This is a genomic window from Pseudomonas sp. St386 (assembly GCF_018325865.1).
In the GTDB taxonomy this organism is placed as follows: Bacteria; Pseudomonadota; Gammaproteobacteria; order Pseudomonadales; family Pseudomonadaceae; genus Aquipseudomonas; species Aquipseudomonas brassicacearum.
Window position 1 is genome coordinate 6,575,675 of the sequence record NZ_AP021900.1, and the last position, 12,971, is coordinate 6,588,645.

General features: G+C 62.0%; 12 protein-coding genes and 2 pseudogenes. 4 read left to right on the top strand and 10 right to left on the bottom strand.

The genetic code is table 11. The features are described from left to right. Positions 1 to 164: 164 nt before the first annotated feature. The 6 genes and pseudogenes from KI235_RS29280 to KI235_RS30575 all read right to left on the bottom strand — a co-directional run. Complete coding sequence (locus KI235_RS29280; RefSeq protein ID WP_027912774.1) at positions 165 to 1,412, bottom strand: heme biosynthesis protein HemY; 1,248 nt, start codon at positions 1,410 to 1,412, stop codon at positions 165 to 167. Further along, positions 1,409 to 2,542, bottom strand: a complete 1,134-nt coding sequence (locus KI235_RS30565; RefSeq protein WP_027912775.1) for a uroporphyrinogen-III C-methyltransferase — start codon at positions 2,540 to 2,542, stop codon at positions 1,409 to 1,411. The genes KI235_RS29280 and KI235_RS30565 overlap by 4 nt, the downstream gene beginning before the upstream one ends. Positions 2,543 to 2,578: 36 nt before the next feature. Then, a pseudogene (locus KI235_RS30570) lies at positions 2,579 to 3,325 on the bottom strand (uroporphyrinogen-III synthase); the annotation flags it as partial. Further along, complete coding sequence (gene hemC, locus KI235_RS29290; protein WP_003206778.1) at positions 3,322 to 4,263, bottom strand: hydroxymethylbilane synthase; 942 nt, start codon at positions 4,261 to 4,263, stop codon at positions 3,322 to 3,324. The pseudogene KI235_RS30570 and the gene hemC, both read right to left, overlap by 4 nt. Positions 4,264 to 4,400: 137 nt before the next feature. Continuing rightward, positions 4,401 to 5,147, bottom strand: a complete 747-nt coding sequence (locus KI235_RS29295) for a LytTR family DNA-binding domain-containing protein (RefSeq protein WP_003206780.1) — start codon at positions 5,145 to 5,147, stop codon at positions 4,401 to 4,403. Then, positions 5,144 to 5,344, bottom strand: a pseudogene (locus KI235_RS30575) (sensor histidine kinase); the annotation flags it as partial. The pseudogene KI235_RS30575 and the gene KI235_RS29295, both read right to left, overlap by 4 nt. 265 nt (positions 5,345 to 5,609) lie before the next feature. Here KI235_RS30575 and argH point away from each other — a divergent pair. Then, positions 5,610 to 7,004: an argininosuccinate lyase gene (argH, locus tag KI235_RS29300; protein ID WP_028237437.1), complete on the top strand. Its 1,395-nt coding sequence runs from the start codon at positions 5,610 to 5,612 to the stop codon at positions 7,002 to 7,004. 123 nt (positions 7,005 to 7,127) lie between these two features. On the opposite strand, the gene KI235_RS29305 is transcribed toward argH, so the two are convergent. Beyond that, the gene (locus tag KI235_RS29305) at positions 7,128 to 7,787 is read right to left on the bottom strand and encodes a glutathione S-transferase (RefSeq protein ID WP_003206785.1); all 660 of its coding nucleotides are present in this window, start codon (positions 7,785 to 7,787) and stop codon (positions 7,128 to 7,130) included. A 124-nt stretch (positions 7,788 to 7,911) separates the two neighbouring features. Here KI235_RS29305 and KI235_RS29310 point away from each other — a divergent pair, with 124 nt between their 5' ends. The 3 genes from KI235_RS29310 (at position 7,912) to KI235_RS29320 (ending at position 11,602) form a co-directional block, all read left to right on the top strand. After that, the gene (locus tag KI235_RS29310) at positions 7,912 to 8,196 is read left to right on the top strand and encodes a hypothetical protein (RefSeq protein WP_003206787.1); all 285 of its coding nucleotides are present in this window, start codon (positions 7,912 to 7,914) and stop codon (positions 8,194 to 8,196) included. Positions 8,197 to 8,342: 146 nt separating this feature from the next. Continuing rightward, positions 8,343 to 8,588, top strand: coding sequence for a TIGR02647 family protein (locus KI235_RS29315; protein WP_003206789.1), 246 nt, complete (start codon positions 8,343 to 8,345; stop codon positions 8,586 to 8,588). 170 nt (positions 8,589 to 8,758) lie between these two features. Continuing rightward, positions 8,759 to 11,602, top strand: a complete 2,844-nt coding sequence (locus tag KI235_RS29320) for a class I adenylate cyclase (RefSeq protein WP_003206791.1) — start codon at positions 8,759 to 8,761, stop codon at positions 11,600 to 11,602. A 7-nt stretch (positions 11,603 to 11,609) separates the two neighbouring features. Here KI235_RS29320 and rnk read toward each other — a convergent pair whose 3' ends face one another. The 3 genes from rnk to cyaY all read right to left on the bottom strand — a co-directional run bounded on the left by rnk (position 11,610) and on the right by cyaY (position 12,880). After that, the gene (gene rnk, locus KI235_RS29325; RefSeq protein WP_003206792.1) at positions 11,610 to 12,020 is read right to left on the bottom strand and encodes a nucleoside diphosphate kinase regulator; all 411 of its coding nucleotides are present in this window, start codon (positions 12,018 to 12,020) and stop codon (positions 11,610 to 11,612) included. Between the two features lie 304 nt (positions 12,021 to 12,324). Next, on the bottom strand, positions 12,325 to 12,543 hold the full coding sequence (locus tag KI235_RS29330) for a DUF1289 domain-containing protein (RefSeq protein ID WP_013694541.1): 219 nt from the start codon (positions 12,541 to 12,543) through the stop codon (positions 12,325 to 12,327). A 4-nt stretch (positions 12,544 to 12,547) separates the two neighbouring features. Beyond that, positions 12,548 to 12,880 (bottom strand): iron donor protein CyaY, encoded by a 333-nt coding sequence (cyaY, locus tag KI235_RS29335; protein ID WP_003206795.1) that lies wholly within the window; start codon positions 12,878 to 12,880, stop codon positions 12,548 to 12,550. Positions 12,881 to 12,971 lie beyond the last annotated feature (91 nt).

Here is a 12,971-nt window from a genome sequence, read left to right on the forward strand (position 1 = left end):
GGACTTTACTGATGGCATGACCAAAGCCCCAAAAACAAACGGGTATCACCAGTGGGAGCAAGGCTTGCCCGCGATGAAGACGACGCGGTCCTTCAGAAACCGAGGCGCCTGTTTCGCGAGCAAGCTTTGCTCCCACCCGTACAGGCGCGCCACAATGACTCATCTCAAGTGGACAACACCTGGGCCGGAACCGGCAACGGCGCGGCCAGCAGGCGCTCGTCCAGCAGCCCCAACCCCTCCTGAAACAACTGGTTGCTGCGCTCGGCATCCCCCAGTTGCGCCAGCAATCGCGCCAGTTCAGCACAGGCTTCGGGATTGCGTTGGACGCGCAGGCTGCTTTCCAGATAGTCCCGCGCCTTGCCCCACAAACTGCTCTGCAGGCATAGGCGCCCCAAGGTCAGCAACAGGCTTGGATCGACCGGATGATCCTTGAGCCAGCCTTCGGCCGTTTGCAACTGGCGGACCGGATCATTGCCCCGGACCAACCCATACAAGCGCGCCAGATGGCTGTCATAGTGACGCTTGAGCGCACTTCGCAGTACTTCTTCGGCCTCGACCTGGGCCCCCAACTGGCGCAACTGCTCGGCATAGGCCAGCACCAGCGCCGACTCCTGGCGCTGCGCGGAGGTCAGTTGTTGCCAGGCGCGATTGAGCGACTGCAAACCGACGCTGCCATCCTCCTCACGGTGGGCTGCCAGGGTGAGATTTTCGCCCCAGGCACGACGCTCCAGTTCCGCCAGTTCAGCCGGTGGCAGGACCTTGTCCTTGCGCAGCTCCGGCAACAGTCGGATCAATGCCGACCAGTCGCCGCGCTGCTGATGCAGTCGTTGCAGTTGGCGCAGGACCTGGACGTTATGGGGATGACGCTCATGCATGGCCTGCAGCGTGGTCAATGCGCCGTCCGTGTCGCCTCGGTCCGTCTGCAGTTGTGCGTGCGTCAGGGCAATGGCCAACTCCGCCTGGGGCTGACGCTCCAGGGCGCGTTCGAGCAAACTGTCGCTCTGTTCGTAGAGACCTTGTTCGTTGGCCGCACGGGCGGCACCGAGGTAATACAGCAGCGGCTGGCGCTCGGCTTCGGCGGCACGATGCAGGTGTCTTTGGGCACTGGCCCAGCGACCTTCGGCCAGGTCCAACTGGCCGTGCTCGATCGCCACTTGCACCCGCCGGCTGCGGTTGCGCCGCGACCACGGGTTGACCACACCACTCGACGTAGTCACCAGCCCAATCAGCGCCCTCAGGCCTCGCCATAGCAGCCAGAGCACCGCCACCAGCGCCAGGGTGACCCACAGGCCGGCTTCATAACGGAAGTTCTTGTACGCCACCAGCACGTAACCCGAATGCTCGGCAATCGCCACGCCCAGCAAGGCAGCAGCAGCGATGACCACGAACAGAATCACGTAGAGACGCTTCATGGCGTGGCCTCCTGCGCGCCAGGCGCGGGCAGCGGCTTGACCGATTCCTGGGCATTGAGGTTGCGGCGCTCAAGGTAAGCCTGGACGCTGCTCAGCGTACCCGTCAGGTCCGGGGTGACCACCGTCACCGGCTGCTTGGACAGCTCGACCACGCGCTCGAGCATGATCTTGCTTTGCGGGTTGTCCTGGTTGAAGTTGTTCTTCAACACGTCCCGAGCCTCGGTCAGCGCCTGGGTGTAGACCGGCGCCTGACCATTGAGGGCGGCCCATTGCGCCTGCTCCAGCGCCAGGCTCAAGGCCAGGCGCACTTGCACCAGGCTTTGCCCGGCCAGCAGCGGACGGACATTCTCATCGGCGTTGAAGTCGATACGGATATAGCGCGAGATCTGGTCCCACCACTGCGCCCAACGACTTGCGCCATCGCCGTCGGCGGTCAGGCCCAGCAGGGATTCACCTCGGTCCTTGTACTCGGGCGCCAGCTCGGTCAGCTCCAGGACCTGGTCACGCAAGGCGCCCAGTTGCAGGAACAGCCCGGTGCGATCCGGTTGCTCGGTGCTGCGCAACGCGGCGAGGGTCTTGGCCAGTTGCTCGCGGGCGGCGAACGAACCGGGGTCGTTCTGCTCGCGCAGGATTTCGTCAGCCCCCTGGACCAGCGCCTGGGCACTGTTGATGTCTTGCAGGGCGGAAAGACGCAGGCTAGCCAGGCGCAACAAGTGCTCGGCCTCCGCCAGACGCCAATCCTTGCGGCTGGCACCGAGCACGGTTTCCAGGCGCTGGTTCAGGTGCTGCTGATCACTTTGCAACTGAGCCACCAGGCGCCGCCGATCCTCCAGCTCTTCGGCCGGGGGCAATTGCGCCAGGCGTTCGCTCAGGCGTTGCTCGTTGAGCTTGAGGCTCTGGGCCTGGTCATTCAGTGCCTGGACCTGGGCGGACTGCTGCTGGTTATTGGTTTGCAGGTGACGCACCTGCCACACGCCCCAACCGCCCACGGCCACGCCGGCGGCGCCGAGCAGCAATGCAACAATGGCCAACCCGTTGCCGCGACGCGGCGCCATCGGGGGCGGAGTTTCAACCGGCGCATCGATCGCTGGCTGGTCTAGATCTTCTTTTGGCAAGGCTGTTTCGCTCACGTATCCATCCTTTGCATTAGAAAACGGCACGGAGTGTTCCCGTAACGCCGCCAGCAAAGCCGCGGCATTGGCGCCACGACAATCCACAACTGTTCGGGCCCCGGCGGCACGCGCCATCTCGGCAACCCTTGGGCTTGGAACAAACAACGGTAACCGCGCCAGGGCCGGCCACGCATCGCCGGCCAGCCGCTGCAGATGCTCGAAGCCCTGCCCACTGCTGACCACCAGTGCGTTCAAGCGTTCCGCTTCGACTTTCGCCGGCAACGCCCCTTCGCCGTAATCGGGCAAGTGGCGGCGGTACAATTCCAGATAATCGACACTAGCACCTTGCTCGCGCAAACGCTCTGCCAGCAAGCCACGCCCGCCCTCACCCCGCACGATCAACACCTTGGGGTCGGGCCGCGCAACAGCCTGGCGCAAGACCAAGTGTTCCAGCAAGGCTTCGCTGTCATCGCCGTTATCGGGATAAAACACCGTGAGGCCGGCATCGACGAGAATCTGTCCGGTGGCCGCACCCACGCTGAACCATGGTTGGTCTGGAGGTTGGGGCCAGTATTGGTGCAGCAGCTCGACGCACAGGCGTGCGGCCGGTTTGCTGACGACGATCACGGCAGAGTATTGGTCCAGCGCCTGGAATATCGCCCGCCCGGCATCGGACAGCGGGACCGGCTCGATATCCAGCAAGGGCAGGCTGCTGCTGTAGACCCCCGCTTCGGCCAGGACAGCCGCCAGCGCCGACGACTCGTCCGCCGGCCGGGTGAGCAGCAGCCGCCAACCCGTCACGTGTGGCCGGCCTCGCCGTAGACCGCCTTGAGAATGTCGGCGGCGCCCTGGCTCAGCAGGTCTTCGGCCACCCGCACGCCCAACGCCTCGGCATCGTGGCGCGGCGCCCGGGCTTCGGCGCTGAGCAGCCGGCCACCGTTGGGATCCCCCACCAGCCCGCGCAACCAGACCTGTTCGCCTTCCAGCACGGCGTAACAGGCGATCGGCACTTGGCAACCGCCATTGAGGTGTTTGTTGAGAGCGCGTTCGGCGAATACCCGCGTGGCGGTGTCTTCATGGTGCAGCGGCGCCAGCAAGGCGTGGATGTCGCTGTCGGCGCTGCGACACTCGATGCCCACCGCCCCTTGCCCACCGGCCGGCAGGCTGTCGTCGACGCTGATGGCCGAGGTGATGCGATCTTCAAAGCCCAGGCGGATCAGGCCGGCGGCGGCGAGGATGATCGCGTCGTACTCACCGGCATCGAGCTTGGCCAGGCGCGTATTGACGTTACCGCGCAGGAAACGGATTTGCAGGTCCGGACGGCGAGTCAGCAACTGTGCCTGGCGACGCAGGCTGGAAGTGCCGACCACGCTCCCGGCAGGCAGAGCTTCAAGACTGGAGAACGTGTTGGAGACGAACGCGTCGCGTGGGTCTTCCCGCTCGCAGATGCAAAACAGGCCCAGGCCTTCGGGGAAGTCCATGGGCACGTCTTTCATCGAATGCACGGCGATGTCGGCTTCGTTGTCCAGCAACGCGGTTTCCAGTTCCTTGACGAACAGGCCCTTGCCGCCGATCTTCGACAGCGGCGAATCCAGCAGCTTGTCACCGCGACTGACCATGGGCACCAGGGTCACGATCAGGCCGGGATGGGCCGCTTCCAGGCGGGCTTTGACGTATTCGGCCTGCCAGAGGGCCAAGGCACTTTTACGGGTGGCGATGCGGATCTCGCGAGGGGACATGGATCAATCCGTACTTAAAAGATACGGCAGATAATAACAGCTCAGCCAAAACCGCTTTGATTTGAATCACGACCCCAAGGCCTCCCTGGCCGCCAAATCCTCGAAATGAAACGCATGGAACGCCTTGGACCGCTGCATTAAAGCTGCTGCATCATTTTGCGCACGCCGGCCACGTGCCGTCGGCTGACAATCAGCGCATCGCCATTGAGGCCCTTGAGGAACAGTTGGAAATGCCCAAGGGGGGTGCGTTGCAAACGCTCGATCCGCTCGCGGGCCACGAGGGCGTTGCGGTGGATGCGTACGAAACGTTCGCCGAACTCGTCTTCGAGGGCCTTGAGTGGCTCATCCAACAACACCTCGCCACTCTCATGACGCAAGGTCACGTATTTGTGGTCGGCGATGAAATAGACCACCTGGTTCAATGGGATCAGCTCGATGCCTTTGCGGGTGCGCGCACTGATATGGCTGCGCGGGCCGCTACCGCTTTCGGCGGCCGGACGGGTCAGCGCCGCCAGTTGCACGCGGTTGGGTCGCTCGGCCTTGCGCAAGGCTTCAAGCAACGCCTCGGCCGCCACCGGCTTGACCAGGTAGCCCACGGCACCGGCCTGCAACACCTCGGGTGGGAAATCGTCCCGGGTGGTACAGAACACCACCGCAGGCGGCGACTCTCGTTCGCACAACTTCGCCGCAACCTGCAGACCGTCCAGGCCAGGCATGCGAATGTCGAGCAGCACGATATCCGGCTTGTGGCTGTCAATAAGGGCCAATGCCTCTTCGCCATTGGTGGCGCTCGGCTCCAGGACACTGTAACCCTCGAGCTCGCCAACCATTCGGCTCAGGCGCTCGCGGGCCAGTGGTTCGTCATCAACGATCAGGACATTCATATTGCGCTGGATTCCTGCGTGAGTCTCGCACAAGGATAGCGTAGACAGGGGAAGTGACATCCGTCACGGCGATCCACGCTAAGACTCGTTCGAGGGCCAAAAAGTGCCGCGCGGCGGTTGCCTATCTTTACCAGCGCTTGCCGACCGATGCCCGAGGCCCGTTGTCGCACGGCGTCGCCGTAGGGATTGTTAACTGTCGATCTGACCAATATGAGCACCCCCTTCTTATCTATATCCGCTGCGCCATGGGTAAAAAAAGCAAAAGTCCTACAGTCCACTGTAGACGGTTGCCGCGACGATATTGCTCAATCGAAAAATATCGTTGCGGGAAAACCCGGTTGGATCCCAGGCTTGCATCGAAAAAACCTGCCGACCAGTGCCAGCGCCAGTCCCGGCAACCCTGCTATCATCCGCCGCAGCCTTTAACCGCTACTTTTTCCACAGCCGATCACGAGCGAATTCATGAGCACTGACAAGACCAATCAGTCCTGGGGCGGCCGCTTCAGTGAACCCGTCGACGCCTTCGTCGCCCGCTTCACCGCCTCCGTCAACTTTGACCAGCGCCTGTATCGCCACGACATCATGGGCTCGATCGCCCACGCCACCATGCTGGCCAAGGTCGGCGTGCTGACCGATGCCGAGCGCGACAGCATCATCGACGGCCTGAAGACCATCCAGGCTGAAATCGAGGCCGGCCAGTTCGACTGGCGCGTCGACCTTGAAGACGTGCACATGAACATCGAAGCGCGCCTGACCGACCGCATCGGCGTGACCGGCAAGAAACTGCATACCGGCCGCAGCCGCAACGACCAGGTCGCCACCGACATCCGCCTGTGGTTGCGCGATGAGATCGACCTGATCCTGGCCGAAATCACTCGCCTGCAAAAAGGCCTGCTGGAGCAAGCCGAGCGCGAAGCCGAGAGCATCATGCCGGGCTTCACGCACCTGCAAACCGCCCAACCTGTAACGTTTGGGCATCACATGCTGGCCTGGTTCGAAATGCTCAGCCGCGACTACGAGCGCCTGGTGGACTGCCGCAAGCGCACCAACCGCATGCCCCTGGGCAGCGCCGCGCTGGCCGGCACCACGTACCCGATCGACCGTGAATACACTGCGCAGTTGCTGGGCTTCGACGCCGTGGGCGGCAACTCGCTGGATAACGTCTCAGACCGCGATTTCGCCATCGAATTCTGCGCCGCCGCAAGCATCGCGATGATGCACCTGTCGCGCTTCTCCGAAGAGCTGGTGCTGTGGACCAGTGCGCAATTCCAGTTCATTGACCTGCCGGACCGCTTCTGCACCGGCAGCTCGATCATGCCGCAAAAGAAAAACCCAGACGTGCCGGAACTGGTGCGGGGCAAGAGTGGCCGGGTGTTCGGCGCATTGATGGGCCTGCTGACCCTGATGAAAGGCCAGCCGCTGGCCTACAACAAGGACAACCAGGAAGACAAGGAACCGCTGTTCGACGCCGCCGACACCTTGCGCGACTCGCTGCGGGCCTTCGCCGACATGATCCCGGCCATCAAGCCCAAGCATGCAGTGATGCGCGAAGCGGCCCTGCGCGGCTTTTCCACCGCCACGGACCTGGCCGATTATCTGGTGCGCCGTGGCCTGCCGTTCCGCGACTGCCATGAGATCGTCGGCCATGCCGTGAAGTACGGCGTGGACAGTGGCAAGGATCTGGCGGAAATGAGCCTGGACGAACTGCGCCGGTTCAGCGACCAGATCGAACAGGACGTGTTTGCCGTGCTGACCCTCGAAGGCTCGGTCAATGCCCGCGACCACATCGGCGGCACCGCGCCGGCGCAGGTCAAGGCAGCTGTGATACGCGGCCAGGCGTTGCTCGCCAGCCGCTAAAAGCATCGCGAGCAAGCTCGCTCCCACAGTGGCTCTTCAATGAACACATATTTTGTGAACATGTAGAGACTCATTGTGGGAGCGAGCCTGCTCGCGATGACTCACTTCAAAACACCACGAAACTCACTTCTTGGCGGCAATCATCGCCAAAAACGCCGGCATCGCCGCCTCTCTATCCGCCGCAATCCGCTGCACATGCGGATTTTGCTCCAAGCGCTCCATCAGCGCCTTGGCCGCCGGCATGTCTGCCAGCAGGTCGATATCGAACAACTTCCTGCCCACTTGGCAGGCCGGCGAGACACTGTAGAAAAAATACAGATCGGCAATGGTCAGACTATCGCCCGCCACGTAGGGTGCGAATTTGCCGTGCCGACCGAGCGAGGCGAACCCCTGCCGCAATTCGTCTTTGCTCTTTTCCTTGATGACATCGGGCACCGTCATGCCGAAAAATGCCTCGGCAAAGCAAGCCCGCGCCGGCAGCTCGATGTACAACTCGATCTCCCTGCACAAGGCCAATACCTGGGCCCGCTCGAACGGGTCACTGGGCAGCAGGGCCTTGCCTGGTTGGGTTTGTTCGATGTACTCAAGGATCACGCTGGTTTCGTTGATAAACCCCTGCTCGGTTTTCAACACCGGTACCTTCCCGCGCGGGCTGATGGCCCACGCTTCGGGGGTCTGGTTGGGGTAGAACGGCACTTCTTCGAAGGGCAGGCCCTTCTCCAACAGCGCCAGTTTGACCATGTTGTAATAGTTACTGACAGAGAAACCATAAAGCTCGAGCATTACAAAGCCTCCAGGCCGTGCGGGGTTGGCAGCCTTGGGTTATAGACCGCCGGGGCATTTCTTGCCAGGCGCATCACGCCGCTGAATGCAGGTAAACTGGCGACCTTTCTCCCAGGAGCCAGCCATGAGCGAGCCAACCGACATCGACAACGACGAAGAAGAATTCGTCGAGAGCACACTGATCCAGGCCATCGAAAACCAGATCGAAAGTGACAATCCGCCTGCGGCCAAGGCCACTTTCAACAAGTTGACCCTGGTCGGTTATGAGCGCGAAGAAATCCTCAACCTGATGGCCCACGTGCTGGCGGTGGAGATCGATGCGATCCTGGAAGAAGATCGCCCGTTCGATACCCAGTGGTACGAAGCCGCATTGCGCGCCTTGCCTGAGTTGCCGCCGGAAAAGAACTGAACGGCGCTTGTGGCGAGGGAGCAATCCCCTCGCCACAAAAAAATGCTTTAAACAAAAAAAGCATGACACTGAGACTGGACAGCCCGGCCGAGTGCGCTCACCTTAGTGACGCTGTCGACCAAATTCCTAGAAAGTCTGGAGTCCTTATGTCGCTTACCCCTGAGCTGGTTGCCGAACTGGAAATCCTTGCACTCTTCAACCTGGACAGTTCCCAGGAAGGCCTGAAAATTCATCAGACCGCTGCCCCTAAAGCGATTGCCGCTGCCCAACGCCTGTTCGAAAAAGAACTGATCACCCAGCCCGACGGTGGTTACCTGACAAGCCTGGGCCGAGATGCCGCCCAAAACGTACAAACCGTCCTGACGATACTCAGCGTGCAAGAAGCCGCCTGATCCCCCCTGCCGCCCACGGAAATCTCCTTTACGGGATTTCCGCAGGCGCACGGGTGCCCTGCGAAAAAAACTGGCACCCGAATTCTGCTTTCAGCTTAAGAATTCCCAAGATCGGGCGCTAACCTGCCATCACCCCCCACGTTCGACGCCGCGAGCCGGTTTGAGCTGACATGACCCGCAATCACGAAATACGCCCCGATCTGGACGAGGGAATCGACCGCAAGGTCTTGAGCCAGTTGCGCGCACGTTTTCTCAAGCTCAACTCCGTGCGGATGGAACGCGCCCTCGAAGGCCTGTCGCCGCGCCAGCAAGGCGTGCTGACGTTGCTGCCGCTGTTCTTCCACGTCAACCATCCGCTGCTGCCCGGCTACGTTTCCGGCAGCACGCCTGCCGGGCTGTCGAACTACGAGCCTGACGCCAATATCCTTGCCGAAGCCCAGCGGCTGACCCGGTCGTTTTCCTACAAGCCCCGGCACGGCAGCAACCCGCCACGACCGATCCTTGGTCTGTTCCTGATGGGCAGCCTCGGCACCCTGGCCCAGGCCGACCAGAGCGACATGGACGTTTGGGTGTGCCACGGGCCGGACCTGAGCGACGACGAACTGGCCGAGCTGCGCAAGAAATGCCAGTTGCTGGAGATCTGGGCCGCGACCCAGGGCGCCGAAGCCCACTTTTTCCTGATCGACCCGGCGCGTTTCGTACGGGGTGACCGGGACAACCAGCTCAGCTCCGACGATTGCGGCACGACCCAGCATTACCTGCTGCTGGACGAGTTCTACCGCACCGCGATCTGGCTGGCCGGGCGCACGCCGATCTGGTGGCTGGTGCCGGTCTATGAAGAAGAGAACTATGAACAGTACACCCATACACTGATGTCCAAGCGTTTCATCCGCGCCGACGAAACCCTGGACCTGGGGCACCTGGCCTACATTCCGCCGGGCGAATTCGTCGGGGCCGGGCTCTGGCAGTTGTTCAAAGGTATCGAGTCGCCCTACAAGTCCGTACTCAAGCTGCTGCTGACCGAGGTCTATGCCAGCGAACACCCGAATGTTCGCTGCCTGAGCCTGCGCTTCAAACAGGCCGTGTTTGCCAATCGCCTGGACCTCGAAGAGCTGGACCCGTACATGCTGGTCTACCGCCGTATCGAGGAATACCTCAATGCCCGCGGCGAATCCGAACGCCTGGAGTTGATCCGCCGCGCGCTGTACTTGAAGGTCAATCGCAAACTCACCGGCCAGGTACGCAGCAGCGGCTGGCAACGGGTACTGCTCGAACGACTGGCCCGGGAATGGGGCTGGGACCAGCGTCAACTGGCGCTGCTGGACAGCCGCAGCCAATGGAAAGTCCGCCAGGTCAGCCACGAGCGACGGGCCCTGGTCAACGAACTCACCCACAGCTACCGCTTCCTGACCCAGTTCGCCCGCACCGAGAAAACCGTCAGCCTGATCAACAAACGCGATCTCAACGTGCTTGGCCGGCGGCTGTACGCAGCCTTCGAACGCAAGGCCGACAAGGTCGAGTTCATCAACCCTGGCATTGCGCCGGACCTGGCCGAAGACACCCTGACGCTGGTCCAGTCACCCAACAAGAAAGAACCGGGGCAGAACCAGTGGGCGCTTTACAACGGCAGCCTCAACGCCCTGGAGTGGGAGAACTTCGCGCCGATCAAGCGCTGCCGCGAGCTGCTGGAACTGCTGACCTGGTGCCATCGCAACGGCGTGATCGACAGCAGCACGCGCCTGGCGCTGCACCCAGGCGACAGCGACCTGAGCGAGTTCGAACTGTTCAACCTGCTGGGCAGCCTGCAACAGTCCATCGCCCTGCCCCTGACCACGGTGGATGAAGCACAGTTGCTGCGCGCCAGCGTGCCCAGCGAAGTGCTGATCCTGGTGAACGTCGGCGTCGACCCGCTCAAGCACCACCGCGACCTGAATATCCTGATGACCACCGAGCGCACCGACTCGCTGAGCTATGCAGGGGTCCGGGAAAACCTGGTGCTGACCCTCGACCAGGTCACGCTCAACAGTTGGAATGAGGTGCTGGTCAACCGTTTTGACGGCGAACACGCCCTGCTCGACTGCCTGCGCGATTACCTCAACGACCTGCCCGTCACCCAGCACCAGCCACGCTTGCAGGTGCGCTGTTTCTGCCACAACCGCGCCCAATTCATTGCGCGGCGCGTCGAAGAAGTCATCGACACGGCGCAGACCCTGCTGCTGAGCAGGCTCAATCACCGCTATCTGCTTCAGGTCCAGCAGCACTATCACGTACTGGAACTGGTGCCCGGCCAGGTCAACCACGTGGCGCTGGGCAGCCTGTCGGCGCTGATGGATTACCTGGGCGAGGAACTGACGGCATACAGCCCCTTGCACCTGGACCCGATGGCCCTGGAGGACCACGACCTGGCGCTGATCCTGCCCATGGGCCAGCCCGAGTGCATCCAGGTGTTCTACCGCGTCGACGAAGACGAGGCCGATCTGTACGTGCTCGACGAGTTCAACGCACTGTGGCAACAACACGTGCCTTATCACGACGAACAAAGCCTGCTGGTGCCGCTGCAACGCTTTTTGCAATCGGTGCTGTACCGTCGCGACGCCCTGCTGCCGCTGGATGCCGCCCAGCCGCTGACCCTGGAAACCCTGTACTACCAGCTATTGCCCTCAGGCAGCGGCCGGGCGCGACGGATCGAAGCGCGGCAAGCCCCGCAGATGCTGGTCAACAAGCCGTTCTATGATGTGCAGGCGATCATCGGCAAAGCGGCGCACGGGCAGGTGCATGTCACCCTGTACTGCGATCAGCAGGAGTTTTCCGAACTGGAGCATGGCGACCAACTGTTCCGCGTGGTCGCCAGGGAGATCGTCGAACAGCGCCGCGAAGCCCAGCGCTATCGCTGCTACATCACCGACCTGGACCTCTCGGGCCTGGTGGGCGACGGCGCCTGTTCAAGCAATTTGTACCTGCGCTACAAGGCCGATCTGGAACGCGCCCTGAACGAGGCACTGAACCAGGTCTGAGACGGGTTCAGAACGCGCAGTCGCCGCCATTGACCGGCTGCGACTCGACCTCCAGCAGCGTCAGCTTCAGCGTCTTGCCGCCCGGGGCCGGCCAGTCGATGTGCTGGCCGACCTTCAGGCCCAGCAACGCACTGCCCACTGGCGCCAGGATCGAGATCCGGCCTTCGTCGGCATTTGCGTCCTGTGGATAAACCAGCGTCAGGTGATAGTCCTTGCCGCTGCTTTCTTCGCGACAGTGCACGCGCGAGTTCATGGTCACGACATCGGCGGGCACTTCTTCGTGGCCCACCACGTTCTCGGCGCGATCCAGTTCGGTTTGCAGCGCAATCACGCCCGGCAGCGTTTCATCAAGGCTGTCGATCAGGCGTTCCAGACGCTGTACGTCCAGACGGGTAAGGGTGATGGAAGGTGTGGTCATGATCCTGGCAGACTCCTTTCTTCTGCACAAAAAAAGCAAAACCCCGCCACAAAAAGGCGGGGTTTTCACGGACCTCGATGGATTGAGGCGTAACCGGACACTACCACAGCTCAATAAATAAACAACCCGGGCCAAATCTACCCACTGTCATGGGGAGCAGAATTACTGTGGCGGGGGATTGTGGGAGCAAGGCTTGCCCGCGATGAATACAGCGAGGTCTCTCTGGAACCGAGGCGCTTGTATCGCGAGCAAGCTTTACTCCCACAGGGTTGCTAGGCAAGCCTTGCTCCCACGCAGCGGGCGATCACACCAGAGATTTGCGTTTAGCCGCCTCGGCACAGATGACCCGCCGGCGCTCGTCGTCGGCCGAGCGCCATTCGCGGATATCTTCCACGTGGCGCAAACATCCGAGGCAGACCTTCTGTTCATCCAGCTTGCACACGCCCGTACACGGCGACGGCACGGCCGGGCTGACGTTGCTGTAGAGCGGTTTGGATGGCCGTTGCGGGGCGGTCTGGCTCACGCCGTCACAGGCCTTCGAAATCGAGTTCCACGCCCGCCTGCTGCTTGACGATGCGCTCGAGCATTTCGCCCAGTTGCTCTTCGCTCTTGTCGCACATCCAGCGTTCGCTTTCTTCGTCGTAGTCGAAGTGAAAGCCACCGGAGACCGCCGCCAGCCACAATTGCCGCAACGGCTCCTGGCGACTGAAAATCAGCTGGCTGCCGTTCTCGAACTTGACGGTGAGCACACCGGCAGAGACTTCCAGGTCAATGTCCAGGCCACTGTCATCGAACACATCCTCCAGCGTTTGCTGGGTCGCATCGACCAGATCGTGGAAACGGGCTTCAGTCAAACTCATTGCGGCAACCTCGAAAATGTCTGCTCATGCTCAAGCGCCGCAAGATACGGACGCTTCCCGGCGATTGCAAAGGATATACCCACTGACGACC